This is a genomic window from Herminiimonas sp. KBW02 (assembly GCF_003852535.1).
Classification (GTDB): domain Bacteria; phylum Pseudomonadota; class Gammaproteobacteria; order Burkholderiales; family Burkholderiaceae_D; genus Oxalicibacterium.
Genome location: NZ_QAJP01000005.1, coordinates 82403 through 108770, shown reverse-complemented (window position 1 = coordinate 108770; position 26368 = coordinate 82403). Strand labels below are relative to the sequence as shown.

Annotated in this window: 23 protein-coding genes; 1 reads left to right on the top strand and 22 read right to left on the bottom strand. The window is 53.5% G+C overall.

Features of this window, described 5'->3' with window-relative positions; translation table 11 throughout:
- Positions 1-34 precede the first annotated feature (34 nt).
- The 14 genes from DBR37_RS09850 to DBR37_RS09785 form a co-directional block, all read right to left on the bottom strand.
- The gene (locus tag DBR37_RS09850; RefSeq protein ID WP_124574305.1) at positions 35-790 is read right to left on the bottom strand and encodes an ABC transporter permease; all 756 of its coding nucleotides are present in this window, start codon (positions 788-790) and stop codon (positions 35-37) included.
- Positions 787-1698 carry an ABC transporter ATP-binding protein gene (locus DBR37_RS09845; protein WP_124574304.1) on the bottom strand — a complete coding sequence of 304 codons (912 nt, stop codon included), beginning with the start codon at positions 1696-1698 and terminating at the stop codon, positions 787-789. Before DBR37_RS09845 ends, DBR37_RS09850 begins: the two co-directional genes overlap by 4 nt.
- Positions 1699-1850: 152 nt before the next feature.
- On the bottom strand, positions 1851-2138 hold the full coding sequence (locus DBR37_RS09840; protein ID WP_124574303.1) for a lipid asymmetry maintenance protein MlaB: 288 nt from the start codon (positions 2136-2138) through the stop codon (positions 1851-1853).
- A 2-nt stretch (positions 2139-2140) separates the two neighbouring features.
- Positions 2141-2776, bottom strand: a complete 636-nt coding sequence (locus tag DBR37_RS09835) for a phospholipid-binding protein MlaC (protein ID WP_124574302.1) — start codon at positions 2774-2776, stop codon at positions 2141-2143.
- 196 nt (positions 2777-2972) lie between these two features.
- Positions 2973-3695, bottom strand: coding sequence for a VacJ family lipoprotein (locus DBR37_RS09830; protein WP_124574301.1), 723 nt, complete (start codon positions 3693-3695; stop codon positions 2973-2975).
- Entirely contained in the window at positions 3692-4168 is a 477-nt protein-coding gene (gene mlaD, locus DBR37_RS09825; RefSeq protein ID WP_124574300.1) for an outer membrane lipid asymmetry maintenance protein MlaD, read from the bottom strand. The genes DBR37_RS09830 and mlaD overlap by 4 nt, the downstream gene beginning before the upstream one ends.
- 137 nt (positions 4169-4305) lie before the next feature.
- On the bottom strand, positions 4306-5082 hold the full coding sequence (gene mlaE / locus DBR37_RS09820) for a lipid asymmetry maintenance ABC transporter permease subunit MlaE (protein ID WP_124574299.1): 777 nt from the start codon (positions 5080-5082) through the stop codon (positions 4306-4308).
- Positions 5079-5882, bottom strand: coding sequence for an ABC transporter ATP-binding protein (locus DBR37_RS09815; RefSeq protein ID WP_124574298.1), 804 nt, complete (start codon positions 5880-5882; stop codon positions 5079-5081). Before DBR37_RS09815 ends, mlaE begins: the two co-directional genes overlap by 4 nt.
- A 156-nt stretch (positions 5883-6038) precedes the next feature.
- The gene (locus DBR37_RS09810) at positions 6039-7502 is read right to left on the bottom strand and encodes a glutamate synthase subunit beta (RefSeq protein WP_124574297.1); all 1464 of its coding nucleotides are present in this window, start codon (positions 7500-7502) and stop codon (positions 6039-6041) included.
- 102 nt (positions 7503-7604) lie between these two features.
- On the bottom strand, positions 7605-12293 hold the full coding sequence (locus tag DBR37_RS09805) for a glutamate synthase-related protein (RefSeq protein WP_124574296.1): 4689 nt from the start codon (positions 12291-12293) through the stop codon (positions 7605-7607).
- A 172-nt stretch (positions 12294-12465) separates the two neighbouring features.
- Positions 12466-13179 carry a transposase gene (locus tag DBR37_RS09800; protein WP_124574295.1) on the bottom strand — a complete coding sequence of 238 codons (714 nt, stop codon included), beginning with the start codon at positions 13177-13179 and terminating at the stop codon, positions 12466-12468.
- 95 nt (positions 13180-13274) lie between these two features.
- Positions 13275-14792, bottom strand: a complete 1518-nt coding sequence (locus DBR37_RS09795; protein WP_124574294.1) for an HDOD domain-containing protein — start codon at positions 14790-14792, stop codon at positions 13275-13277.
- Positions 14793-14818: 26 nt separating this feature from the next.
- The gene (locus tag DBR37_RS09790; protein ID WP_124574293.1) at positions 14819-16510 is read right to left on the bottom strand and encodes a bifunctional diguanylate cyclase/phosphodiesterase; all 1692 of its coding nucleotides are present in this window, start codon (positions 16508-16510) and stop codon (positions 14819-14821) included.
- Between the two features lie 445 nt (positions 16511-16955).
- Complete coding sequence (locus tag DBR37_RS09785; RefSeq protein WP_124574292.1) at positions 16956-17861, bottom strand: LysR family transcriptional regulator; 906 nt, start codon at positions 17859-17861, stop codon at positions 16956-16958.
- A 119-nt stretch (positions 17862-17980) separates the two neighbouring features.
- Here DBR37_RS09785 and DBR37_RS09780 point away from each other — a divergent pair, with 119 nt between their 5' ends.
- Positions 17981-18856, top strand: coding sequence for a pirin family protein (locus DBR37_RS09780; RefSeq protein ID WP_124574291.1), 876 nt, complete (start codon positions 17981-17983; stop codon positions 18854-18856).
- A gap of 60 nt (positions 18857-18916) precedes the next feature.
- On the opposite strand, the gene DBR37_RS09775 is transcribed toward DBR37_RS09780, so the two are convergent.
- From DBR37_RS09775 to DBR37_RS17285, 8 genes are all read right to left on the bottom strand, one after another.
- Entirely contained in the window at positions 18917-20314 is a 1398-nt protein-coding gene (locus DBR37_RS09775; RefSeq protein WP_124574290.1) for a sigma 54-interacting transcriptional regulator, read from the bottom strand.
- 21 nt (positions 20315-20335) lie between these two features.
- Positions 20336-20692 carry a DUF4282 domain-containing protein gene (locus tag DBR37_RS09770; RefSeq protein WP_158610246.1) on the bottom strand — a complete coding sequence of 119 codons (357 nt, stop codon included), beginning with the start codon at positions 20690-20692 and terminating at the stop codon, positions 20336-20338.
- Between the two features lie 30 nt (positions 20693-20722).
- Positions 20723-22834, bottom strand: coding sequence for a pilus assembly protein TadG-related protein (locus DBR37_RS09765; RefSeq protein ID WP_124574288.1), 2112 nt, complete (start codon positions 22832-22834; stop codon positions 20723-20725).
- A 20-nt stretch (positions 22835-22854) separates the two neighbouring features.
- On the bottom strand, positions 22855-23187 hold the full coding sequence (locus DBR37_RS09760; RefSeq protein ID WP_124574287.1) for a DUF3613 domain-containing protein: 333 nt from the start codon (positions 23185-23187) through the stop codon (positions 22855-22857).
- A gap of 12 nt (positions 23188-23199) precedes the next feature.
- Positions 23200-24042 carry a pilus assembly protein gene (locus DBR37_RS09755; RefSeq protein WP_124574286.1) on the bottom strand — a complete coding sequence of 281 codons (843 nt, stop codon included), beginning with the start codon at positions 24040-24042 and terminating at the stop codon, positions 23200-23202.
- The gene (locus tag DBR37_RS09750; protein ID WP_124574285.1) at positions 24039-25013 is read right to left on the bottom strand and encodes a type II secretion system F family protein; all 975 of its coding nucleotides are present in this window, start codon (positions 25011-25013) and stop codon (positions 24039-24041) included. The genes DBR37_RS09755 and DBR37_RS09750 overlap by 4 nt, the downstream gene beginning before the upstream one ends.
- Positions 25014-25020: 7 nt before the next feature.
- Positions 25021-25956, bottom strand: coding sequence for a type II secretion system F family protein (locus DBR37_RS09745; RefSeq protein WP_124574284.1), 936 nt, complete (start codon positions 25954-25956; stop codon positions 25021-25023).
- Positions 25957-25958: 2 nt separating this feature from the next.
- A partial coding sequence (locus tag DBR37_RS17285; RefSeq protein WP_233588337.1) for an ATPase, T2SS/T4P/T4SS family occupies positions 25959-26368 on the bottom strand: 410 nt, incomplete at its 5' end.

Here is a 26368-nt window from a genome sequence, read left to right as displayed (position 1 = left end):
AATAAATAAGGTGTATGCGTGTCAGTCCGGACTATTAATGGCGCAACTTATAACCGCTCTTCAGCAGCGACATGCCAACGCCTGCCAACAGCACCAGGAAAAATGCAACAACGGTAGAGCTGACCAGAGGGTTCACATCTGACTGACCAAAGAAGCCATAACGGAAGCCGTCTATCATGTAAAAGAACGGGTTCATATGCGACACGGTTTGCCAGAACGGCGGCAAGGAATGCACCGAATAGAATACGCCGGACAAGAAAGTAGCGGGCATGATCAGGAAGTTCTGGAATGCCGCGAGCTGGTCAAACTTCTCCGCCCAGATCCCCGCAATCAAGCCCATGGTGCCCAGCATAGCCGCGCCCAGCACAGCAAAGATCACGATCCACCATGGCGCGACGAAAGACATATCGGCAAACCAGGCTGTCACGATAAACACGCCACTACCAACCACCAGCCCGCGCACGACAGCCGCCATGACGTACGCACTGAACAACTCCCAGTGCGACAACGGTGGCAACAGGACAAAAACCAGATTGCCGGTAATTTTGGACTGGATCAGCGACGACGATGAATTGGCGAATGCATTTTGCAAGACGCTCATCATGACCAGGCCAGGGATCAGGAAGGCCGTGTATTTCACGCCGGGATAAACCTGCACATGGTCTTCCAGCACGTGGCCGAAGATCAACAGATACAAGACTGCCGTCAGGATAGGTGCCGCCACGGTCTGCGTCGCCACCTTCCAGAAACGCAGCATTTCTTTATAAAACAGTGTCTGGAAGCCTATCATTTCTCACCTTCCATGATCTGTATGAAAACATCTTCCAGATCGGCCTGCTGCAATTGCATATCCTCTATCGTCACACCGGCCTGACGCAGCTTCGCCAGTATCGGCTCGACATCGTTGTAATCGTTGACGCGCAAAGTGTACTTGTTACCAAAGGCCAGCTCTTCCGGATGCGAGACCAATTCCTTCAGTTCGTCCGGCAAACTGCCCGTAGCCAGCTTCACCACCAGTTGCGAACCGGAGATACGCTTGATCAGCGTGGATGTTGTATCCAGCGCGACAACCTGCCCGCCCTTCAACATGGCAACGCGATTGCACAGCGCCTGCGCTTCTTCCAGGTAGTGCGTGGTCAGCACGACGGTGTGACCTTCACGATTCAGGCGTGAAATGAATTTCCACAAGGTTTGGCGCAACTCGACATCGACGCCGGCGGTCGGCTCATCCAGCACGATCACCGGTGGTTTGTGCACCAGCGCCTGCGCGACCAGCACGCGACGCTTCATGCCGCCGGACAGTGCGCGCATGTTCGCGTCGGCCTTGTTAGTCAGGTCCAGGTTATGCATGACTTCATCTATCCATGCATCGTTATTTTTCAGGCCGTAGTAACCGGACTGCATGCGCAAAGTCTCACGCACGGTAAAGAAGGGATCGAACACCAATTCCTGCGGCACTACGCCGAGCAACTGACGCGCCTTGCGGTAATCGCTGACGACATCGTGTCCCTGAATGGTGACGTTACCTGAGTCGGCACGATTCAGGCCGGCGATGATGGAAATGAGCGTGGTTTTACCCGCCCCGTTCGGGCCGAGCAAGCCGAAAAATTCCCCTTCTTCGATAGAAAGTGAAACGCCATTCAACGCTTTTAGCGTGCGATAGCTTTTTTCGACGTTATTAATTTGAATTGCAGCCATGGTGGCTCAGAACACTTTACGCAAGAATGGAACGCTGACGGCCGCGCATTTCACGCTACCGGATGCGAAAACCTTTGATTATATTGGATTTTCACCTTGAACCCCTGCACGAGGGGCTGTGAAACGTAGTACGCAGGAAATTGACGACGGGGTCAATGATGGGGCAAATCGGTGCGCGCGGAGCTGGAACCGATCAATTCGGCCACGTCATAGAGGGAAATCAGGCTGCGCAGATTCCCCGGCAAGTTGTTGAAACTGAGGGAAACTGCGCGGGCACTGGCGCTACGACGCCAGGCCAGCATGGTGGCAACTGCCGCTGAATCAACAGTTTCCACTTTGGCAAAATCAAATTCCGTCTGCCCGGCAGCAATCGCCTGCAAACCAGCGCTCAATGCCGTTTTAGCATTGTCGAAAGTGAGCGATGTACCGGGCTGGAACATTATCAGGAAGCCTTGGCTGTTTTTGCCGTGCTGGCGGCAAGCTTCTTGTTTTTGTCGGCCAGGGTCTTGATCAGGCCGTCGATACCGGATTTGCTGATTTCTGCCGCAAAGCTACCTTTGTAGGTTTCGACCAGCCATGCGCCGAGTACATTAACGTCATAAATCTTCCAGCCAGCTGGCGATTTAGCCAAACGATAGCTCAGCTGGATAGGCTCACCACGTTGTTGAATAACTTGCGTATTCACAATTACTTCGGTGTCAGCAGGATCCGCACGCAGTGGGCGATATTCGAGTTTCTGGTCGCGGATTTGCGAGATCGCACCCGAATAGGTGTACATCAGCAAGCTGCGGAATTCATGGGTCAGCTGTTTTTGCTGATCCGGCGTTGCATCACGCCAGTAGCGGCCGGCAGCCAGCGATGTCATACGTTGAAAATCAACATACGGCAGGATTTTTTCATCAACAACTTGCTGGATGCGACGTGGATTACCGCCCTGGATTTCCTTGTCGGACTTGGCAGTCGCCATCACATCTTCGCTGATGCGCTTGATCAATACGTCCGGAGCTTCCTGTGCTGCGGCATAGCCGGCGAACAACAGAGCGGCAACAGCGAGCGATAATTTCTTCAATATATTCATATTTCCCTAACTCAATTTCTGACCGGTTGAGCGACATGGCGCATTACCAGGAATAAACACATGCCGCGATCACCGGATTACACCATCATGCGTGCAACCGGCTCGTTTGCATGCGATTCGACTGTTTTCAGCACATGTGGTTCAACCATGGTGCTTGCATCTGTCAACGAATCTGTAACAGGACGCAACCGGCTACTTAACTTTGCGGGCCAATTGCCTTTTCATTGGTCGGCTTGGCATCCGCACCGTCGCGCACCTGGCTTTCACGACGTTGCAAATAAGCACCGCGGATGAAGGTGTAACGATCCAGCGCGACGTCTTCGAGCAAGTTGGTTGCGTTCAATGCCGACGCACGCATGTCGATGACACGCACCACTGCACCTACGTTACGCACATCAACAGGCGTCGCATAAGTCCACAGGTCGCCGTAGATATCAACTGGCAAGGCGGCGGTATCACGCAAGGTCGAAGGACCGAACATAGGCAGAACCACGTACGGGCCGGAACCTACACCCCATTTACCCAGGGTCTGGCCAAAATCTTCCTTGTGCTTCTGAATACCTGCTTCAGATGCGATATCCAGGATGCCGCCGAAACCGAATGTGCTATTGACTGCAACGCGCATCACGTCGGACAGACCCGCTTCGCCTTTTCCTTGCAGGAAATTATTGACCATGGTCCAGACGTCGCCAATGTTGCCGAAGAAGTTACTGACGCCGGTCTGTACAAATGAAGGCAGTACGTCCTGGTAAGCAGTCGCGGCTGGTTTCAGTGCAACACGATCAACTGTATCGTTGAAGCTGAACATCGCACGATTAAAGCCTTCGAGCGGGTCCGACTGATTGGTGGCGGTGCTGCTGGCGCATCCGCCAAGCAACAATGCAGAAGCTAACAGGAGCGTTTTGCTGGTATTTTTCATTTTTGGTCTTCTTTCCCTTCGGTTGCTTTGCTAAAGAGAAATTGACTGATCAAGTTCTCCAGCACCATGGCCGATTGTGTCATTGTAATTCTGTCACCTGCTACCAGGTTGACGCTATCGCCACCTGGTTCCAAACCTATATATTGCTCACCCAGCAAGCCCGAGGTCAAAATCTTGGCCGACGAGTCTTTCGGGAAAACATAACGACTTTCAATATTCAGGGTAACAGTCGCCTGATAGCTTTTATCGTCGAAGGAGATATCGGCTACGCGTCCCACCACCACGCCAGCGCTCTTGACCGGTGCGCGCGGCTTCAGTCCGCCAATATTATCGAATCTTGTCACGACCGGATAAACCTGTTCGAAGGACATCACCGATCCCATGTTCCCGGCTTTCATCGCCAAAAAGAACAGTGCGGCAGCGCCCAGCAGCACAAACAGGCCAACCCATAAGTCTAATGATTTTCGTTGCATAAACAGATACCTCAAATATGGGAGAAATCGCTATTTATCAAAAATAGTGTCTCATCCATCAAACGAACAAAGCGTCGGAGGGGCGCACATTTTAATCCAAAAGTGCATGCGCCGCTCCGCGCCCCTTTATTTGAAACTTAGCTGAACATCAGCGCCGTCAACAGGAAATCCAGCCACAACACGGACAAGGACGCAATCACCACCGTGCGCGTCGTTGCGCGTGCCACGCCTTCCGGCGTCGGCTGGGCTTCATAACCCTGATACAAGGCCACGAAGGTTACTGCGAAGCCAAACACAATACTTTTAATGACGCCGTTGACGATGTCGTTCCAGACATCCACGCCGCCCTGCATCTGCGACCAGAAAGCGCCTTCATCGACACCTATCAATTGCACGCCGACGATGTAGCCGCCGAGAATACCGACCGCGCTAAAGATCGCAGCAAGAATAGGCATCGCAATCACGCCGGCCCAGAAACGCGGTGCCAGCACGCGTTGCAGCGGATTCACCGCCATCATTTCCATCGCAGACAATTGCTCACCGGCTTTCATCAGGCCGATTTCGGCCGTCAGTGAAGTCCCGGCGCGTCCGGCAAACAGCAATGCTGTCACCACAGGACCTAATTCACGCGTGAGCGACAAGGCGACCAGCAAGCCCAGCGCCTGTTCGGAGCCGTACTTATTGAGTGTGTAATAACCCTGCAAACCCAGCACAAAGCCGACAAACAAACCGGACACCGCAATCAGCACCAGCGAATAATTGCCGATGAAGTGGATCTGGCTGGTGATCAGGCGAAAACGACGCCACAAGCCACCGGACGCGCCGATGATGCCGAAAAATGTACGGGTAGCAAAACCGATATTGACTACGAACTCGCGAACCAGGCGTCCCAGCGTCTCCAACAACCAGATCATGAGCGCGCCTCCAGCCCCAAATCATCAGCCAGCGACTTACCCGGATAATGGAAAGGAACAGGGCCATCCGGCTCGGCATTCACGAACTGTTTCACGTACGGATCGCTGGAAGCCATCATCTCGGCCGGCGTACCTTGCGCAACGATGCTGCCTTTGGACAGGAAATACACATAGTCGGCGATGGAAAACGATTCGTGCACGTCGTGCGAAACCAGGATGGTGGTCGAACCGAGCGCATCATTCAGCTTGCGGATCAGGTTGGCCGTCATGCCCATCGAAATCGGATCGAGGCCGGCAAACGGCTCGTCATACATAATCAGTTGCGGATCAAGCGCAATCGAACGCGCCAGCGCAACACGTCGCGCCATCCCACCGGAAATTTCCGAAGGCATCAACTGGGCTGCGTTACGCAAGCCGACAGTGTGCAGCTTCATCAACACTAAGTCGCGGATTAACTCTTCGGATAAGTCTGTATGTTCGCGCAACGGGAAGGCAACGTTCTCGAACACCGAGATATCAGTGAACAAGGCGCCGTGCTGAAACAGCATTCCCATCTTGCGACGCAATTTATATAAAGCCTTGGTGTCGAGCTGATGCACTACCTGACCGTCAACTGCGACATGCCCTGCTTGCGGACTCAACTGCCCACCTATCAGGCGTAAAACCGTGGTTTTACCTGAGCCGGAACCACCCATAACGGCAATGACTTTGCCACGCGGGAAGTCCATGTTGAGCCCCGACAGGATCGGACGCTCACCATAACCAAAATGGAGATCGCGGATTTCTACAAGATTAGGCACTAGGGGAGTATTTCTTTTGCAATGTCATAATTGTAGTGCAGAAAACGAAATCTCTCCCAAGGCCATTTCTTTTGAGCAGCTTACATACACCAAACGTTGTAAAAAAACCCACCGGTCTTGCGACTCGGTGGGTTTTCTGTATAGAAACTTTTTTGCTTAGCGCGGCAGGACCGATTCGCCCATCAGGAACGCATCAACCTCGCGTGCGCACTGACGGCCTTCACGGATCGCCCAGACCACCAGCGACTGACCACGACGCATATCGCCAGCGGCAAACACTTTATCGACCGAAGTACGGTAGCAGCCTTCACCATCGGTAGTCGCCTTGGCATTACCACGTGCATCCTTGTCGACGCCGAAGGCGTCCAGCACTTGCTGTACTGGCGAAACAAAGCCCATGGCCAGCAGCACCAGGTCGGCTTTCATTTCGAATTCCGAGTTTGGCACTTCTTGCATGCGGCCGTCTTTCCACTCAACGCGGGCAGCGATCAGTTTCTCGACTTTGCCGTTTTTGCCTTCCAGGCGCTTGGTTGCAACCGCCCAGTCACGCTCACAGCCTTCTTCGTGCGACGAAGAGGTGCGCAGCTTGGTTGGCCAGTAAGGCCACACCAGCGGCTTGTTTTCTTCTTCCGGTGGTTGCGGCAACAACTCAAACTGCGCTACCGATGCGGCACCGTGACGGTTCGAGGTACCGACACAATCGGAACCGGTATCACCGCCGCCGATCACAACCACGTGCTTGCCGGTTGCCATCAACTGGTCTTTGACCTTGTCGCCTGCATTGACCTTGTTTTGCAAAGGCAGGAATTCCATTGCGAAATGCACGCCCTTCAATTCACGGCCAGGGACAGGCAGGTCGCGTGGCTGTTCTGCACCACCAGCGATGATGACTGCATCGAAGTCTTGATTGATTTGCTCAGGCGAGATGGTTTCTTTCGCCCAGTTGATGATGTTCGCAGGGAAATCCTTACCAACCAGCACGCCGGTGCGGAAGGTCACGCCTTCTGCTTCCATTTGCTTGACGCGCAAATCGATGTGGTTTTTTTCCATTTTGAAGTCAGGGATGCCATAACGCAGCAAACCGCCGACGCGATCATTTTTTTCAAACACGGTGACATCGTGACCGACGCGCGCCAATTGCTGCGCTGCTGCCATACCGGCAGGACCGGAGCCGACTACCGCGATTTTTTTTCCGGTTTTGACGCCAGGCACTTGTGGCACGACCCAGCCGTTATCCCAACCCTTGTCGATGATGAAGTGCTCAATCGATTTGATACCGACCGGATCTTCATTGATACCCAGTGTGCATGCGGATTCGCATGGCGCCGGGCAAATACGACCCGTGAATTCCGGGAAGTTGTTGGTTGAGTGCAGGGTATCGAGCGCTTGCTTGTAAGCGCCGCTATATACCAGATCATTCCAGTCAGGAATGATGTTGTTGACCGGGCAACCGTTATTGCAAAACGGGATACCGCAATCCATGCAGCGTGCTGCCTGTACTTTGGAATCTGCATCGCTCAGATGCATGGTGAATTCTTTGTAATGCGCGGTACGTTTTTGCGGCTCCTCGCTTGCTTCGCGCAAACGCTGGAATTCCATAAAGCCGGTAATCTTTCCCATGTTTCTCTCGCCTTCTAAACCATTCGTTTCGGCCCGATCATCTGATGATCGGGCCATGACATCGTTTGTGGACAGTGCTGCTTACAGCCCTATCAGCAACTGTTAAACCGCGACCTTGGTTGACACGGACTGCTCAGCTTTGGCTGCGTGCATCTCGGCCAATGCGCGTTTGTATTCCGACGGGAATACCTTAACGAACTTGCTGCGTGCGGTGCTCCACTCATCCAGCAAGGCACGTGCACGTGTGCTGCCGGTGTATTTGAAGTGACGCTCGATCAAACCTTTGAGGATAGCCTCATCGGTTTGCGCATCCGCGCCGCGCACATGGCTATGCCAGGAAGCGTGTTCAGCCTTGTTTTCCTGTTCAGAAGCCGATTCCACAGAGTGCAAGGCAACCATCGCCATATTGCACTTGCTGGCGAAATCACCTTTAGGATCGTAGACATAAGCAATACCACCCGACATACCGGCAGCAAAGTTACGGCCGGTATCACCCAGCACAACCACGGTACCGCCGGTCATGTATTCGCAACCGTGATCACCAGTACCTTCGACCACTGCAATCGCACCCGAGTTACGCACTGCGAAACGTTCGCCCGCTACGCCGTTGAAGAACGCCTCACCAGCCACCGCACCGTACAGCAAGGTGTTGCCGCTAATGATGTTCTCTACTGCGCGACCGCGGAATTCGGTGTTAGGACGCACGATGATGCGACCACCCGACAAACCTTTACCGACGTAATCGTTACCTTCGCCGACCAGATCCAGCGTGATGCCGTGTGCGAGGAAGGCGCCAGCCGATTGGCCTGCGGTACCTTGCAACTGGATATGGATGGTGTCGTCAGGCAAACCTTCATGGCCGTATTTCTTCGCGACCTGACCCGACAACATTGCACCGACGGTACGGTTGACGTTCTTGATGGTCGAGATGAACGAGACTTTCTCACCGTTCTCGATTGCCGCTTTGGCTTGCGCGATCAACTTGTTATCCAGTGCTTTTTCCAGCGCATGATCCTGGCCTTCAACGTGGTAGCGAGCAACGCCTTCCGCGACTGCAGGTTGGTAGAACATGCGGCTGAAATCCAGACCCTTGGCTTTCCAGTGCGAGATTGCTTTCGATTTGTCGAGCAGGTCAGCACGTCCGATCAGTTCGTCGAATGTACGGATACCCAGTTGCGCCATGATTTGACGTGCTTCTTCTGCGATGAAGAAGAAGTAGTTAACCACGTGTTCTGGCTTGCCGGAGAACTTGGCACGCAAGACCGGATCTTGTGTCGCAACGCCGACCGGGCAGGTATTCAGATGGCACTTACGCATCATGATGCAACCCTCAACCACCAGTGGTGCAGTCGAGAAGCCCATTTCATCTGCGCCCAGCAAAGCAGCGATGACGACGTCACGGCCGGTTTTCATCTGACCGTCAGCCTGTACGCGGATACGTGTACGCAAGCCGTTCAGGATCAGGGTTTGCTGTGTTTCAGCCAGACCCAGTTCCCATGGCGAACCAGCGAATTTAACCGACGACAATGGCGATGCGCCGGTGCCGCCGTCATGGCCTGCGATCACAACGTGATCAGCCTTCGCTTTGGCAACACCGGTAGCAACTGTACCGACGCCGACTTCCGCTACCAGCTTGACCGAGATCGATGCGCTTGGATTGACGTTTTTCAGATCATGGATCAGCTGTGCCAGATCTTCGATCGAGTAAATATCGTGATGCGGTGGTGGCGAGATCAAACCTACGCCAGGCACCGAGAAACGCAGGCGTGCGATGTACTCGGATACTTTATGGCCCGGCAACTGACCGCCTTCGCCTGGTTTCGCACCTTGCGCCATTTTGATCTGGATTTGCTCTGCCGAAGTCAGGTATTCGGTGGTGACACCGAAACGACCCGAAGCAACTTGCTTGATCTTCGAGCGCAGCGAATCGCCTGGCATCAAAGGCATGTCGACTTCAACCACGTCTTTACCGATGACCGACGACAGGGTCGAACCATCCTTGATAGGAATGCCGCGCAGTTCCGAGCGATAACGCTTGGTATCTTCGCCGCCTTCACCGGTGTTCGATTTACCGCCGATGCGGTTCATCGCAATCGCGAGGGTTGCGTGCGCTTCGGTCGAGATCGAACCCAGCGACATCGCGCCGGTAGCGAAACGTTTGACGATTTCCTTGGCTGGCTCAACTTCATCCAGTGGAATCGCGCTGGCCGGATCGAATTTGAATTCGAACAAGCCACGCAGTGTCATGTGACGCTTCGATTGATCGTTGATGATCTGCGCGTATTCTTTATAGGTGCTGAAGTTGTTGGCACGGGTCGAGTGCTGCAATTTAGCAATCGCGTCCGGTGTCCACATGTGTTCTTCACCGCGGGTACGGTATGCGTACTCACCACCAGCGTCGAGCGCGTGCGCCAGCACCGGGTCAGCGCTGAATGCTGCACGGTGCAAACGCAGTGCCTCTTCCGCCACTTCAAATACGCCGATACCTTCCACGTTGGACGAAGTACCTTTGAAGTATTTCTGGATCAGCGATTTGTTGAGGCCGATGGCTTCAAAAATCTGCGCGCCGCAGTACGACATATAGGTAGAGATACCCATTTTCGACATGACTTTCATCAAGCCTTTGCCGACTGCCTTCTGGAAGTTGGCGATTGCTTTTTCTGGCGACAAATCACCTGGCAAGCCTTTCGCCATTTCGCTGACGGTATCCATCGCGAGGTATGGATGGATCGCTTCCGCACCGTAACCTGCGAGCAGAGCGAAGTGATGTGTCTCACGTGCCGAACCGGTTTCCACAACCAGACCGGTCGAGGTACGCATACCTTTGCTGACCAGGTGCAAGTGGATAGCCGAAGTCGCCAGCAGCGCTGGAATGGCAACGTGGTTTTCATCGATCTTGCGATCGGAGATGATCAGGATGTTGTGGCCGGATTGCACCGCATCCACTGCCTGCGCGCACAGCGAAGCCAGACGCGCTTCTATGCCTTCCTTGCCCCATGCGGTCGGATAGCAAATGTTCAGCTCATGCGATTTGAACTTGCCGCCGGTGTGTGCACCGATGTTGCGCAACTTTGCGATATCCGCATAGTCGAGCACAGGCTGCGACACTTCAAGACGCATAGGCGGGTTGATGTTGTTGGTGTCGAGCAGGTTAGGCTTAGGACCAATGAAGGACACCAGCGACATCACCATTGCTTCACGAATCGGATCGATAGGCGGGTTGGTGACTTGCGCAAACAACTGACGGAAGTAGTTGTACAGCGTCTTGTCTTTATTCGACATGACAGCCAGCGGCGAATCGTTACCCATGGAGCCGGTCGCTTCTTCCGCGGTGGTTGCCATAGGCGACATCAGGAATTTCAAATCTTCCTGGGTGTAGCCGAATGCCTGCTGCAAATCGAGCAACGCAGTAGCCGATTTGGCTTCCGCTGCTTCTTTGTTCAGTTCGTTCAGTTTGATACGTACCGACTCAATCCATTGTTTGTATGGCTTGGCGTTAGCGTAGGTATCTTTCAGTTCTTTGTCGTCGATGATGCGACCTGCATCCAGATCGATCAGGAACATTTTGCCTGGTTGCAGGCGCCATTTCTGGATGATCTTGGATTCAGGGATAGGCAAGACACCGGATTCCGATGCCATGACGACCAGGTCGTCGTCGGTCACGATGTAACGTGCTGGACGCAAGCCGTTACGATCCAGAGTACCGCCGATATGGCGACCATCGGTAAATGCCATTGCTGCCGGGCCATCCCATGGCTCCATCATTGCAGCATGGTATTCGTAGAACGCACGACGGTTGTCATCCATGGTGGTGTGGTTTTCCCACGCTTCCGGAATCATCATCATCATCGCTTGTGCGATCGGGTAACCAGCCATGACCAGCAGTTCGAGCGCGTTGTCGAAGCATGCGGTATCCGACTGACCTTCATAGATCAGCGGGAACAGTTTTTTCAGGTCATCGCCCAGCACGGCCGATTTCATCACGCCTTCGCGTGCGCGCATCCAGTTGAAGTTGCCTTTAACTGTGTTGATCTCGCCGTTGTGCGCCAGCAGGCGGTACGGGTGAGCCAGCGGCCATTCAGGGAAGGTGTTGGTCGAGAAGCGTTGATGCACCAGCGCCAGTGCGGAGACGCAACGTGGATCCTGCAGGTCTTTATAGTACTCACCGACCTGATCAGCCAGCAGCAGGCCTTTGTAGACCACGGTACGTGCCGACATCGACGGCACGAAGAATTCCTGGCCGTGCAACAGGTGCAGTGCCTGAATCGCGTGACCGGAAGCCTTGCGGATGACGTACAGTTTGCGTTCCAGCGCGTCGGTCACCATGATGTCCTGGCCGCGGCCGATGAAAATCTGACGGATCACTGGTTCTTTGTCACGCACGGTCGGCGACATAGGCATCTCTTTGTCGACCAGCACATCGCGCCAGCCCAGCACGACCTGGCCTTCAGCCAGAACCGAGCGTTCCAGTTCCTGTTCGCACGCGATGCGGGAAGCGTTTTCCTTAGGCAGGAAGACCATGCCGACGCCGTATTCCCCTGCTGGTGGCAGGGTTACGCCTTGCTTGGCCATTTCTTCGCGGTAGTACTGGTCCGGGATCTGAATCAGAATACCGGCACCGTCGCCCATCAGCTTGTCAGCACCTACAGCGCCGCGATGGTCGATATTTTTGAGGATGAGCAAACCTTGCTCAACGATAGAATGGCTCTTCTTGCCTTTGATGTGGGCGACAAAACCTACGCCACAAGCATCATGTTCATTAGCCGGATCGTACAAACCTTGCGCATGCATAGCCTTCTCCACTACTTTTCAATGAGCCTGAAGGATAGTGCAGAGCAATCTCAATTTCAACCTCAAAAAATAGGGTCAGTGTCAATTAAATTTTCCCTACTCTTGTGTCAAATTTTAAATGGGGACAGAGTAATTCCTTTTTGCACCAAAATGGTTCAAAAGCGCATTAAAATCAAGAGCTTTTAGTGCGCGACTCCGCATTTTGGCGCGCTGGTCTGCCTCGCTTAACCTGGCGTATACGACGTTGAGTTTGTTTCTCCAATGACAACTTATACTGCTCACTACCCAAGGCCCAGCCTTTCATGGTGGCGTCGCTGACGGCCGCTACTTCAGCAGCACTCAAACCCTGTTCGATCCATGCCTTGTACGCCGCCTCCCGCTCAAACGGGGTATTGCCCAAAGCCCAGTACAACGGATGGTCGGTGATAATAGGGTCGGATTTCAGACCGATATGATGCGGATAACTGGACCAGGGGTAATCTCCCGCAGCAGCCACCAGGCCAGTACGCACCGGATTGGTTTCGATATAGCGACAGCAAGTCATCAGGTAGCCCTCGGCATCCACCACGGTTGCCTTATAGCGTCCCTGCCATAAGGTGCCGCTACGTTCATATTTGCGGTTGAAATAAGGTACGTAATGGCGGCCCAGCCATTGCACCATGCGTGATAAACCGTCCTGATCGACCGGCGTCGCCAGCAAATGCAAGTGATCGGGCATGAGCACATAGGCGTGGATGGACACCTTGAACTGCCTGGCCGCCTCGCGCAGGCGCGCCAGGAATTCCAGATAGTCGGCAGTTTCGCGGAACACCAGTTGGCGGTCATTGCCGCTCTGGGTAATGTGATGGGGCTGATTGGGAACAACCAGCCTGGGAAGTCGGGCCATGGCTTTGCACTCCAGTTGATTTATTGCATATTAAATCAACTCTGACCCCAATTACAGCATTTCTATACCCCTGCCGTACCGGCAAGGACACATCATCAACGCATGGTACGTGTCCAGGAAGGTTCGTCGCTTTTATTCCGATAACCGATCGCTTTGACCACCAGCGCGCGCAATTCATCCAGCAAGACCACTTCCTGCTGCGAAATTTTGGACGGCGGCACCGAAGCATCCCAGTCACCATACATGAAACCGACCGGATGGAAATTCAGCATCAGCGGCAGGATGACAAAGCTGCGTGCCGTCGATAATTCGTCGCGCCACCAGCGCGGCAATTTGCTGAGGAAAGCAGGCGCTTGCGCATCTTCGACGAAGATCATTTTGTCGTTTGCGAGTGCGGCATGGAACACGTCCGGCTGATACGCATCCTTGAAATTCAAACGCGCCAGCATTTCTTCGGTGCACTCACCGAAACACATGCGCGCAACATATTTACCTTCGTCGTGATTGCGCAGGAAGGCCACCGCACGACTCAGACCCAGGCCCTGATAGACTGTTTCCAGCGCCACTGTCATCACCTGCCCGGTACTGGCAGTCGCCACTTCGTCATGCATATCGCCGACGCCGCGCTTAAGAATATTGACCGAATCCAACGGTTTCCCCAGCGGCAAGGACATTTGCGCTTCCGGCTCGTCGGCTTGCTTACCATGGTGCGCCAGCGATTCATCTTCCGAAGCCTTTTGTGCAGCATCCACCGCAGACAGCACCACTGCAGAATCCAGCCCCAGCATTTCCGCGTAGTTTTCGGCAATTTCAGCCAGATCCACTTCAGCAGATGCCGCATCATCTTCACACAAGACCCCGGCACAGCGTGTCGACATGGTAGAGACAGCAGCCAGCCATTCCGAGTGTTCGAGTGGCTCGTGACTGGCGTCGCTATCTATACGTGGCGGCATTTCCTTCAGGCTCGCAACCAGACCACTCGGCAAACCCCAGCGCTTACCGATGAGGCGACCGATTTCGTCCAGCTCCAGTCCCAGCACGTCACGCGCGGCTTCATTCTCTGAAATATCGTTACTGATGGCACGCATCTGCACTTCCGCCCATTGCTCCGGCAGGTAGAAGGACACCATCAGGCGCCCCAGCGAATGTAGGATGGAACACACGACCACTTCTTCGGTATCGCGCCGCGTGGTCGACGATGCGACCTGGCGTGCAATCTGCCCCGCCATCACGGCACGTTCCATTTCGCTGCGCGTATCGGAACTACCAAGCGAAGCCGCCGATAAGCCATCTATCAGCTTCAAACCCAATGCCAGATGACCTATGGTTTCGGTACCAAGAACGATGACTGCTTTGGAAACGGTATTGATACTTTGTCCGAACGCGGAATACATCGCACTATTGGCGAGGCGCAGTACACGCTGCGTCAGCGTCGGATCGGACAAGACTGTCCGTGTCATATTGAATTCACGGTCGTCTTCACCTTGCATGGCGCCGACGATGGCGGTCACTACTTTTGAGAACCCGGGTAAATCACCGCGCTGGCGTACGCGTGTCCACAGTAAATCCAGTGTTCTTTCAGGATTAATTGCTGGGCTAATTTGGTTCGTCATGAATCGATGTCTTTTGACTTGGCGGGTTAATTTTGCAGAGCCAAGGCATCTGCTTTCAGTATATCGATCAGTGCATCCGGCAGTAATGGGAAGCCGGTATGGAAGCCCTGGATCAGTGAACAACCCTGTGCAGATAAAAATTCCATTTGTCGCTCATTCTCCACGCCTTCTGCCACCGTCATCAGACTAAGGTGATTGGCCAGGCTGAGAACCACGTTACAAATCGCCGCATCCTTGATGGAGTCTGGTAAATCCTTGATGAAGGTACGATCAATTTTGAGCGCAGCAATCGGAAAGCGCTTGAGGTAAACCAGTGACGAATAACCGGTACCGAAATCATCAATCGCAATGCGCACACCACGTGCAGTGATCTTGGCAAGTACGGCTTCCGCATGCTCAGGATCAGACATCAGGATGCCTTCGGTAATTTCCAGCATTAACTGATCGCCTTCCAGGCCGGACAACTTGAGCGCATCATCCATCATGCTGATGAACTGATCACTGCGGAACTGGCGTGGGCTAACGTTAACCGAGACGTATAGCTGGCGTCCGGCAGCCTCTTCAAACCTTTTCAATTGCACGCACGCAGACTTCAGCGCCCAGGCACCCAGCAAATTGATGAGGCCGTTATTTTCTGCCATCGGGATGAATTGATTCGGCGGCACCAGGCCGATATCCGGGCGCATCCAGCGCATCAGCGCTTCAAAGCCCATGATCTGGCGCGTATGTGCATCGACGATAGGCTGGTAGTGCAGCAGGAATTCACCATTCCGCACCGCCTCAAACATCGCCGCTTCCATCGTCACATCGTGCTCGACCTGATTGAAACTCAGGTGGTTATATATGATGCAGCGCGCTTTACCGGTTTCTTTCGCGCGATACATAGCGCTATCGGCGTGCGCCAGCAATTTAACATCGGTCTCACCATGCGCCGGATAAATCGCAACGCCGATTGAAGTGCTGACATAGAGCGCATTGCCATCAATTTCAAACGGCAACTGGATGGCCGCAATCATCCTGCGCGCCACATTGTGTATCTCTACTTCGTCTACCGCGCCATGCAAGACGGCAACGAATTCATCACCACCAACGCGAGCCAGCGTATCAACGTCGCGCAAGGTTTCGCGCAAACGTGCAGCCGCTACACGCAACAAGGCATCGCCGACCGGATGGCCAAGTGCATCGTTTACTTTTTTGAAACCGTCGAGATCCAGTGCCACCACTGCAAAGCCGCGGTCGGTGCGACGCGACTGCGCAATCGCCATGCGCAAACGATCTGACAACAAGGAGCGGTTCGGCAAGCCGGTTAATTCATCGTGCGTCGCCATATGGCGCAAGCGCTCTTCTGTGGCTTGCTGACCTGAAATATCGTGACCGACCACCAGCACGGCGGCTTCGGTGTCGTCATCGTAGGCAATCATTTGCAGCTCATACCAGCGCAATACGGCACGCGTAGCCATTTGCACACTGACGCGCGTCACCTCGCGCGAGGCAATCGCCTGTCTTAATGCTGCTTCGATTGCATGCCTGTCAGATAAGCGCACCAATTCAAACAGTTTCATCCCGGCCAATGGCGACCCGTGACCGATCAAGGCGTCGGTACGTTTGCTGACGTGGAGAATCTCTCCGCGCGTATTAAGTCGCAGCACAAGCTCACCAGCAATCTCCATCAAGCTGGATAGCTGGTTATCGGATGAATCGTTACGCTTTAGGGACATGCTTGAACGGCTAGAGTATTAATGGGCCGGGACTGGATCGCTTTAAAAACAGCCCCGGTTATTTTTATGACAATTTATTCCAACTCCGCGCTGACAAAATGTAAATTTTCTGCGTGGAAATGTAAAAACATCAAAACGTAACTCTCAAATCTTAATGCAGCGAAAACGAAAAGAATAGAAAAGATTGCAGCAAAAAAACAAAAATGTGCATTTAATGATTTTTCGCAAATAGTACGTTTTTCAAGTGTCAACAACGCCCCTCAAGGAAATACACGTTATCCCCAGAATTCGTGGTTTTTAACTCTTTTCGGCATCCGTTACGAACAAGATAACACCCGTCACCAAAACGCCATGCCCGGCATATTCCTTAGCTTGCAAACAACACTTCCGTCATTCGAGACTGTATTGACCTCATTTACGTACATATTCGTGCGAAAAAAACCTGTCAATCTTCATTCAGAGCCTGAAAACGCTCGGCCAGATAGTCGATCAACGCCCGCACCGATGGCAATACACCACGTCGCGAAGGAAATACCGCGTGAACGATTTCGCGCCGTGGCGCCCAATCCGGCAGCAAACTAATCAAGGTTCCGGCAGCCAGTTGCTCCCGTATCATCATGCGCGGCAACTGCACAATACCGACCCCGGCGAGCGCTGCATCACGCAGAGCCATCATGTCGCCAGTCACAAATCGCGGGTGATGATGCAGCGAGACATGCGCGCCGTCCGGCCCGAACAAATTCCACACATGCGTCTGCTGCGGCGAACCCAGAGCCAGGCTCGGCCAGTCCGCGATATCGGCCGGCGAATGTGGCCGCTCCTGCTTATTAAACAAAGCCGGACTGCCGACCAGGCATTGCCCGCGATCAGACAGCACCCGCATGACCAGGTCACTATCCTGGATCGGCGGTGGCCGCACCCGAATCGCGATATCCATCGCTTCCGCCACCACATCGACACGCCTGTTGGTTGCCTCCAGATGCACGGTCACATGCGGATTTAAAGCCATGAAATCGGCCAGCATGCCGCTGACATGCGCATGCAGCAAGGTAATCGGACAGGACAGCCGCACCACGCCGCGCGGCTCTGCCCGTGTCACATCGATCACATCCTGCGCCGCCTCCGCCTCTACCAGCATGGCCTTGCAGTGCTCGTAATAGGTTTGCCCTATCTCTGTCACCGAGAATTGCCGCGTTGTGCGCTGAATCAGGCGCACGCCCAATCTTTCTTCCAATAGCGCAATGCGACGGCTCAGTTTGGATTTCGGGATGCCCAAAGCACGTCCGGCCGGCGCAAAGCCGCCGTGATCGACCACCTGGACGAAAAAATAAAGGTCATTCAAATCCTGCATTGCAGCTCCATCGTTCACCAAATAGGACACTCATGGCCGATTTTACTGCCTACTCAAGCCATCGTCCCTGCACTATCCTTAATCCTGTTAAATAATCTCGCACCCGAAAGGAAGCAATCATGAAAAACATCATTGGCGTCTACAGCGCTCCTCGCCCGCATTGGGTAGGCGACGGCTTTCCTGTGCGCTCCATGTTTTCGTATCAAAGCCATGGCAAGCAACTCAGCCCCTTCCTGCTGCTGGACTATGCTGGCCCTGCTGAATTCAGCCCGGCACAACGTCCGCCTGGCGTCGGCTCGCATCCGCATCGCGGCTTTGAAACCGTCACCATCGTCTACAAAGGTGAGGTTGAGCATCGGGATTCGACCGGCCAGGGCGGCGTGATCGGCCCCGGCGACGTGCAATGGATGACGGCCGGGGCCGGCATCCTGCATGAAGAATTCCACTCGGAAGCATTCACCCGCTCCGGCGGCGCGCTGGAAATGGTGCAACTTTGGGTCAACCTGCCAGCCAGGGACAAAATGACTGCGCCGGGCTATCAGGCCATCGTCGACCATGACATACCTGCGGTCGCGATGCCGGACGGTGCGGGCACGGTGCGTGTGATTGCCGGCGAGTATCTGGGCCATACCGGACCAGCGCATACCTTTACGCCTATGCACGTATTGGATGTACGGCTGAATCAGGGCAGCATCAGCGAATTGCCGGTACCGGACGGCTGGAATGCCGCCCTCATCGTGCTGCGCGGTACGGTTTCGGTGAATGGTGATGCGATCGCACGTGATGCGCAAATGGTATTGCTGGATCGCGCAGGCAGTGGCATCACCATAGAAGCCAACAACGATGCCGTCGTGTTGCTGATCGCTGGCGAACCCATCGAGGAAGCTATCGTTGGCCATGGTCCGTTTGTCATGAATACCCATGAAGAAATCGTGCAAGCGATAGACGACTTCAACAGTGGACGCTTTGCGCAAATCCCCGCGCGTGCTGAATAAAAGTAGTTGAATATGTAGGGGTAAGCAGCCATGCCGGTTAATCCGGCATGGCTTTTTTCTTCAAGGCTCTATCTCGCCCGGTTCCGGATCACCATCTATGATCTGGAACTTGCGCATTTTTTCCCATAAGACCTTACGACTCATCTTCAAATGATTCGCCGTATCCTGCCTGCGCCAGTTATGCGCATCCAGCGCCTCAATAATGCGATTGCGATCAGCCGCATCCCATTTCTTGCGCACGCCGGTCTGATCTTCATGCTCGACGTCCACTTTCAATTCCTGCAAGGCATGGAACACACGATCTATCGCTCCCCGGTCCCAGTCGCCAAGCTGACGATGAATAATCGTGATGCGCTCGGCAATATTGCGCAGCTCCCTTACATTACCGCGGAAGCGCGTATTCGCCACCAGGCGTAATAGCCATTCCGGAACTTCCGGCAATGGCGCAGAATCGCGCGCAGCACTTTTGAAGATCTGATTCACGATGCCACTGAAGATCGCAATCTTATCAACCTCACCGCGCTCCTCCAGACTAGGCACGCGCAGCTCTATTACCGCCATCCGGTAATACAGATCGGAACGAAACATTTCCTGCTTTACCAACTCGCGCAAATTACGATTGGTCGCCGCGACCAGGCGGAACTCAACATCGATCTCGACAGCGGAACCGAGCCGCGTCACCTTGCTTTGCTCCAGCACGCGCAACAATTTGACCTGTTGATACAAAGGCAGATCGCCGATCTCATCCAGGAACAAAGTGCCGTTATCTGCCTGCTCGAAGTAGCCTTTGTGCGCCAGCATCGCCCCGGTAAACGCCCCCTTTGCATGACCAAAGAAATGCGACTCAAACAAACCGTCCGGGATCGCACCACAGTTGACGGCGACAAACGGCCCCTTGCTATACCGTTGATTATTCTCATGTAACAAGCGCGCGATGCGCTCTTTGCCGACACCGGTTTCACCGGCTATCAATACATTCGAATCGCAATCGGCAAAAGCCACGGTCTCCTTGAGCAAGGTCTTCATCACATCAGATTCGGCAATCAGCGGATCACGTTCCTGCGTGGACTTGATCCCACCATTCAACTCACCCGCCAAACCAAACACCAAGCGACGTAATTCGGCACACGTGAAGTCCAGCATCAGAATGTGAGAATACTCAGGCGGGTAGACGCGCGAATCGAAAGCACGCGGTGCTTCGGCGACCCAGATGACAGGCATACCATGCGCCTTCTGCCAGTCATCGGCATTGAAGCGACCGCTATCTATCATGGTCACGGAAATAATCGCGATCGCTGGCGACACCCTCGACTGATCCGACATCAAATCCATATGATCGGCACGCATCACATCCACTTCTGAACTCACCAGACAGCGGACGATACGATCGTAAATATCCGATTTACCTTCCCACACGTAAATGTCGATATTTTCTTGCGGTGCTTTATTTTTTAGCATTCTTTGCTTACACAGTTTCCGTCATTCGTTATTCAAGGCACGCACGTTCGGCACTTTGCGGTATGCATCCATACGTTCCTGCCGACTCGATAGCAAATTGCGTATCTCGACCAGCCGCGCATAAATATTAAAAGCCAGTATCAACAACTCGCACATCAGGCGCCAGAGCAATAAGGACAGCACCGTCGCAATCAAGGCCAGCAGCACACCGCCCAGCCCACGCTGCGGCATATCAAACGTAGCGAAGAAACCGCCGATGCCCGCACTCACGATGACGAGTACACCTACCCAATAGATCAGCTTGATCAGAAACGGCGCAATGAAATGATCAAAACCGAGATAGCCGAACCACTTTCCAAACGAGGATTTATTTTTCATGGGCAAATATCGAGAGTCGTTGTAAGACATTTAGTGAGCCAGTCTGACGTTATCACCGCCGCCACATTTCAAATCGATCAAGGTGACATCGACCTGCCCCAGGCCTATGCCCAATAAATTATTGAGCAAACTGGCGATCTGGGAACCAAGACCGTTCAGGACGGGCTCCAGCAATTTTTCCACTAATCCAAGCAAGGCCAGCAATACATTGCTAACAGCAGAATTGCTGCTATTGCCGCTTAACTGGTTCTGCACCTGGCAATGAGAGTTACAGAAGAGCAGATTCAACAAACCACCGACGACACTGTTCAGCAAGTTGCCCACACCGGTCAGCAGTCCATTCACCAGTCCACCTACACTACCCAGCAGATTCACCACGCCTGAACCCAATGAACCACCGGCTATCGTCTTGACGTCAGTATTCAGGCTGTTGACAAAAGTCTGCAGCGAAGACAAAGAACCCTTGAGCGTGTTCAGTGTCGTCTGCAACACGTTTCCATCCGCACTCAAAAGGGCTGTTGCGAGATTATTGTCGTTAACAGGACCTTGCTTATTGTTTAGCAATTTTCCAAGTAAGGTGACCAATATTGCATTCGTTAAGTTGGTGACAGTCGTCCCGATCGGCAGATTGTTATTGCCTACGGTCGCCGTCTGTCCCTTGCTTAGGGTAACGCTGCCGTTGCTATCCAATGCCCTGAGCACGACCTGATCGTTGATGCTTAATGCACCGCCCAGGATGCTCAGCATCTGTTTGTTCTGCAAACCCACCTCGCAAGATGTGTTCGTAGAAAAGGCCGTGGCAGCGTCGATATTGCCGATACAAGCCTGCAAGATAGGTGCAGTCACCGCGATCGTTGCAGTCTGGTTTCCACTCGCATCCGGTCCGTTGCACATCGCCGTGATAGTGCCCTGGCCATTGACGACATCAATCGCCATCGGTAAATCGACACTCAGCAAACTAGAGAGCGCAGCAGAAACCGGCGGTGCCGGCGCCTGGATCCGGCTGAACAGGCGCACCTGGGAAGTAAATGCAGTCGCTCCTACGCCACCGATACCTATAGAAGGAGGTTCCACTATGCCCACTTTTATCTGCGAGTTAAGCACACCGGGAACACTTGCGCTCAAGGGCACATCAGCAAAGCGGTGACCATTGGCCACACCTATCATCGCGGTCAGCAACTCGAGTGCATTCACGTTGGCCGTCAACGCCGCCTGCCCACTCGCCGTATTCACCAAAGCAAATATGCCGCCACGTCCAGTCGCGTCGGAAAAGAGTTGCACGGGCAACTTCAATTGCGTCGCGCTCAGACCAAGCGCACTGAGCAGATTCTGCTGCCCCGCGACGATGGAAACGGCACCAATTAAAGCCTCCAGTGTGCAAACTCCATTGTTGCAACCACTTACGTCTGCCATCACGGCTTGCTTGATCGTGCCGACGTCAGCATTGACTGGAATCGGGAAGCCTAGCTGCGCCAACAATCCACCTGGCGTCACGTTGACATTGGCCAGACCATTATAAGAAACCAATGCAGTGCCACTGATATCAACCCCCAGCCGGCTCAATATGCCTGGCACCACGCCACCATTTACCCGCAGCAATCTGGAACCCACCGAAAACACGGCAATCTGCGCCTCAGCCGTTGCAACTGCCATCGCAGCAACCTCCCGCGTACCTCCAAAGAAGGTGCGGAAGGAACGGGTAATCCAGACATTTACAGCTGTTGCGGCCGGCCGGCCAGCCGGCGCCACTCCCCCCGCATACGCCTCATAATGCGGCGCGTCAGCAACCACCGCCGGATCCCATCTGCCACAGGAAGCCACAAATTCTGTTGTCGTAAAACCTTGCGTAACCTGCATGTCCGCATTCGACTTAGCAGAGCTTAGTGCTAATGCGCAGGGATTCGGCGCAGCTGAAGATCTGGCTAATTGCTGCGCACCCGCCAGTGCCGCCAGGTCCGCAACTTTTTGTAAATCACGCTTCTGAAAAAACAGATAACCGATATCGACGGAAGCTAATGCAATAACGACTGTAGAGATGACGATTGCGGCGACGACGACAATCGACCCGCGCTGGGTCGATGCCGCCACTCCGCCAGTATGCGCGGCCTCGCTTCGAGAGAAAGATCGCAATAGGATTTTCATACATCGCCGATCAACGTTACTTACTGGCCGCCAGTATTACTTTTACTGACAGCTCTCTCAAATGACTCCGGGATTTTGTGTTTAAAACTATCCTTGTAGCGCTCCCAACTGAGTGAGCTGGTCGCCCCCAACATAGGCAGCGCAGGACCGGCCATGCTGCCGCTGACCTGCATCTGCAATAAGGAAGAGGTAGCGTCCCCTATCTGACGGGAAGCAACTCTTTCTTGTATGACGGGTTCTTGCGAGACTACGGGATTCTGCGCGTGACACAGTGATCCAAGATTGACCGATACAAATACTGTCAATGCAATACACCGCGTAACTGGTGCCTGTTTCAAGAAAGGTTGTTTCATAAATCCCCCTGATTACTCGCTGCGAGCGGATACGCCGGACTGTGGCGACAGAAGCTGCATTTGCAGCTGTAATTGCATCCCGCTTCCGCTGGCGACTACCGGCATAATGCGGCTCCTGGCATCCTGTGTGCTGGCTGATTTCGGCTTGCCTTTTGTTATCGATTCCTGACGCTTAAGTATTTCAGCCCGAACCTCTGATGACATCTTCGCTTCTTTCATCAAGGCTTCCGCTTTCGCCTCATCCCCTGACAACATAAAGAACAGAGCCAGATTACTGATGACCTTACGGTTGCCAGGCGCAAGCTCAACTGCTTGCATCAAAGGTATGCGTGCAGCATTGTTGTCTCCGTCAGCCAGCAAGGCATAACTCAAATCGCTCAATACCAGCGCATTGGTCGGATCGAGCCGACTCGATACGCGCAAGTTTGAAATTGCCTTGGCAGAACTGCCTCGTTGCGCCTCCAATAGTCCCAGACCGTGCCATGCAGCCGCAGCTTCCGTTCCATTCAGCAGCGCTCTGTACTGCTTCTCGGCAGAGTCATCCTGTCCTGTTGCGCGCAAAGCGTCAGCATAAAGGCGCTGCACTTCAGGCGAAGTGCCGTAGGTTTTTTGATAGGAATCTATGTGCGCGATAGAAGCAAAATACAAGGAGCGTTCCTGCATTTTTTTGATCATATCCAGATAGACCTGTTTATTGTCCAAAGCAGGTCTGTCCAGCTCAACCTGTTGTCGCTGCGAGGCTTCCTCATTGCGCATCGCATATTCATTGGAAGAAGCGTTGAAACTGGCGCAACCATTACACGACAGCAGAACGATCAACGCGCAGAACACGCCTTGGTGCAATCTATTTTTCATGTGGCGCCTCCCATTTTTGACAAAACACGAACGATCGCCAGGAAACCCGCGCCGCCTGTAATTATTAATAAAGCAGGCAACAAAGCCAGCACCATCACACCAGTCATCTTGACCGTCAGCTTGCCTACTTTTTCTTTCATATCCAGTTTGCGCTGCTCCCTCAACCTGTCGCTAAACTGTTGCAACGGCTGCTGGACTGCGCCGCCATAACGATCAACCTGAGCAATCAGGCGTGCTACGGCACTCATATCTTCGTTTTCAAAAACGGTCGAAAAACGACGTAATGATTGTTCGCGTGTGCGTCCGTTCATATACTGCTGCGCTGCCATTTGCAGCTCCTTGCTTAATATCGGAAGTGAGCGGGAGAACTCGTTCTCCACCACATGCAAACTCTGATCGATAGACATCCCTACCCCTTGCAGCAAGCGCAAAAGATCGATCAGTAGCGGCAGCTCTTCCGCCGCTTTCTGCCTCCGTTCTTTCGCCCTGATTTGCATCACCCATTTCGGCCCCATATAACCAAGCGCAAATCCCATATAACCAAGCGCAAATCCCATGAAACCGGCAATCAGCCAGATCGTTCTTGATTTATCAGAAAAAATGATCCATGCAAGAATCGGCAAGCCGATGCCGAGTAATACCCGGGTCGCAAAAAATAGTGTTTTTCCACGACTATCATTGACACCACACTGATCCAATAATGTTCTGTCCTCTTGCGCCACCAGTTGCTTGCCTAATGGGGTATCGACCCAGTGCGCCATGTATGCGAGGAAGCCATCCAGCCAGCGCCGCAGCAATGGTCCTTGCGGCAACTTTTCCTGCCCTGGATGCTCTTGCACATCAATCATTTCTTCCAGCATTTTTTCACTACGCATGAATTGCCAAAGTTGACGTAGCAAAACACTGCCGACCAACAAAGCCGCTGCCGCAAATAGCAAGATGGATAGAATCTGCAGGACATGCTGGCTCATTTTTCTCTCACACCGATTTAGCTAAACGATATAACCAGTAGGCACCAAGCACTTCCAGGGTCGCGGCAAAAATCAAAAGATTTTTACCTATCGGATCCTCCAGCATCGTGACGAACATCTGGTTGTTGAAAATCACCATAAAGACACCTAAACCGATAGGCAGCAAGCCCAACACCCAGCCAGAAAGCCTGGTTTCCGCCGATAAGGCAACGAGTTCGTTCTGCGCATATTCGCGATCCCGCATAAACGCAGCCATCCGCTCCAATACCATGTCAGCCCGCCCGCCGAAACGCAAAGCGACACCGATCACTGCGGCGATCAGCTCAAGTTCCAACACTTGAAATACCCGTGCCTTTTGCAGCAACGCATGCTCCAGATCCATACCAGCCTGCACCAGGCGGTTACTACGATCCAGCAATTCGCGCAAAGGCGCTTCCGTCGTCAGCACAGTTGCCTGAAAAGCCGACTCCAGACTGTTGCCAACAATAGTCAGGCGAACCATGGTGTCCAGAAATGCCGGTAATTGCCGTACCATTTTTTGATGCCGACGAACTGCTTTCATCCATAGACGAAAATAGGACAGGGTCACGTATAAAAATATCGTGCCGATCACCGACAACACTCCGCCAAAATACGCGGCCAGTAGCGTAAACAAGATTCCTGGACCGACCAGAATCGCGTAAAAAAGCGGCGTTTCTACTACCCCTGCCCGCAATAAAAATTTGCGCCAGACATTGGACTCAATACGAAACTGCAGTCCTGCCTGCTGTTCTATGTCTTCCGCCGTGATTGCCTGCGACTGCTCCATGCTCCGAATCTGATGATCAACAAATGCCGATGTCGCATCCTGTTGTTGATGCAATTGAGCGTTGTGCCATAAGACAATCCCGCCGGCGAGCAGCAGTATCGCCACAGCAATCATCCATAAAGCGAACACAGGCATGATTAATTTCTCTTTTGTGAATTGCTGCCACCAGGCGTCTGCGGCCGGCGTTTTTGCAGCTTCGGTGAATGCGGCTGTATACCCAGAGAAACCCAGCGATCTTTTTCCTCGCCATCCGGACCGCTGTAACTTTCATGGCGATACAGTTCCTGAGTCGTGATGATGTTGTCGCCGACTCCGGTCACTTCGGTAATGGAGACAATGCGGCGACGGCCATTTGATAAGCGCCCGATTTGCACAATAAAATCAAGCGCACCGGCAATCTGGCGACGCAAGCTGGATTCACTGCCCTGGAAGCCTGCAAAGCCGGCCAGCATCTCTATCCGGTGCAGACATTCCCGTGGCGTATTCGCGTGTATCGTGGCCATGGAACCGTCATGACCGGTATTCATCGCCTGCAACATTTCCAGCA

Bases quoted from the DNA above. Each gene is read 5' to 3' on its own strand.
- DBR37_RS09850 (WP_124574305.1), bottom strand. From the start codon at position 790: ATGATAGGCTTCCAGACACTGTTTTATAAAGAAATGCTGCGTTTCTGG.
- DBR37_RS09845 (WP_124574304.1), bottom strand. From the start codon at position 1,698: ATGGCTGCAATTCAAATTAATAACGTCGAAAAAAGCTATCGCACGCTA.
- DBR37_RS09840 (WP_124574303.1), bottom strand. From the start codon at position 2,138: ATGTTCCAGCCCGGTACATCGCTCACTTTCGACAATGCTAAAACGGCA.
- DBR37_RS09835 (WP_124574302.1), bottom strand. From the start codon at position 2,776: ATGAATATATTGAAGAAATTATCGCTCGCTGTTGCCGCTCTGTTGTTC.
- DBR37_RS09830 (WP_124574301.1), bottom strand. From the start codon at position 3,695: ATGAAAAATACCAGCAAAACGCTCCTGTTAGCTTCTGCATTGTTGCTT.
- mlaD (WP_124574300.1), bottom strand. From the start codon at position 4,168: ATGCAACGAAAATCATTAGACTTATGGGTTGGCCTGTTTGTGCTGCTG.
- mlaE (WP_124574299.1), bottom strand. From the start codon at position 5,082: ATGATCTGGTTGTTGGAGACGCTGGGACGCCTGGTTCGCGAGTTCGTA.
- DBR37_RS09810 (WP_124574297.1), bottom strand. From the start codon at position 7,502: ATGGGAAAGATTACCGGCTTTATGGAATTCCAGCGTTTGCGCGAAGCA.
- DBR37_RS09805 (WP_124574296.1), bottom strand. From the start codon at position 12,293: ATGCATGCGCAAGGTTTGTACGATCCGGCTAATGAACATGATGCTTGT.
- DBR37_RS09800 (WP_124574295.1), bottom strand. From the start codon at position 13,179: ATGGCCCGACTTCCCAGGCTGGTTGTTCCCAATCAGCCCCATCACATT.
- DBR37_RS09795 (WP_124574294.1), bottom strand. From the start codon at position 14,792: ATGACGAACCAAATTAGCCCAGCAATTAATCCTGAAAGAACACTGGAT.
- DBR37_RS09790 (WP_124574293.1), bottom strand. From the start codon at position 16,510: ATGTCCCTAAAGCGTAACGATTCATCCGATAACCAGCTATCCAGCTTG.
- DBR37_RS09785 (WP_124574292.1), bottom strand. From the start codon at position 17,861: ATGCAGGATTTGAATGACCTTTATTTTTTCGTCCAGGTGGTCGATCAC.
- DBR37_RS09780 (WP_124574291.1), top strand. From the start codon at position 17,981: ATGAAAAACATCATTGGCGTCTACAGCGCTCCTCGCCCGCATTGGGTA.
- DBR37_RS09775 (WP_124574290.1), bottom strand. From the start codon at position 20,314: ATGCTAAAAAATAAAGCACCGCAAGAAAATATCGACATTTACGTGTGG.
- DBR37_RS09770 (WP_158610246.1), bottom strand. From the start codon at position 20,692: ATGAAAAATAAATCCTCGTTTGGAAAGTGGTTCGGCTATCTCGGTTTT.
- DBR37_RS09765 (WP_124574288.1), bottom strand. From the start codon at position 22,834: ATGAAAATCCTATTGCGATCTTTCTCTCGAAGCGAGGCCGCGCATACT.
- DBR37_RS09760 (WP_124574287.1), bottom strand. From the start codon at position 23,187: ATGAAACAACCTTTCTTGAAACAGGCACCAGTTACGCGGTGTATTGCA.
- DBR37_RS09755 (WP_124574286.1), bottom strand. From the start codon at position 24,042: ATGAAAAATAGATTGCACCAAGGCGTGTTCTGCGCGTTGATCGTTCTG.
- DBR37_RS09750 (WP_124574285.1), bottom strand. From the start codon at position 25,013: ATGAGCCAGCATGTCCTGCAGATTCTATCCATCTTGCTATTTGCGGCA.
- DBR37_RS09745 (WP_124574284.1), bottom strand. From the start codon at position 25,956: ATGCCTGTGTTCGCTTTATGGATGATTGCTGTGGCGATACTGCTGCTC.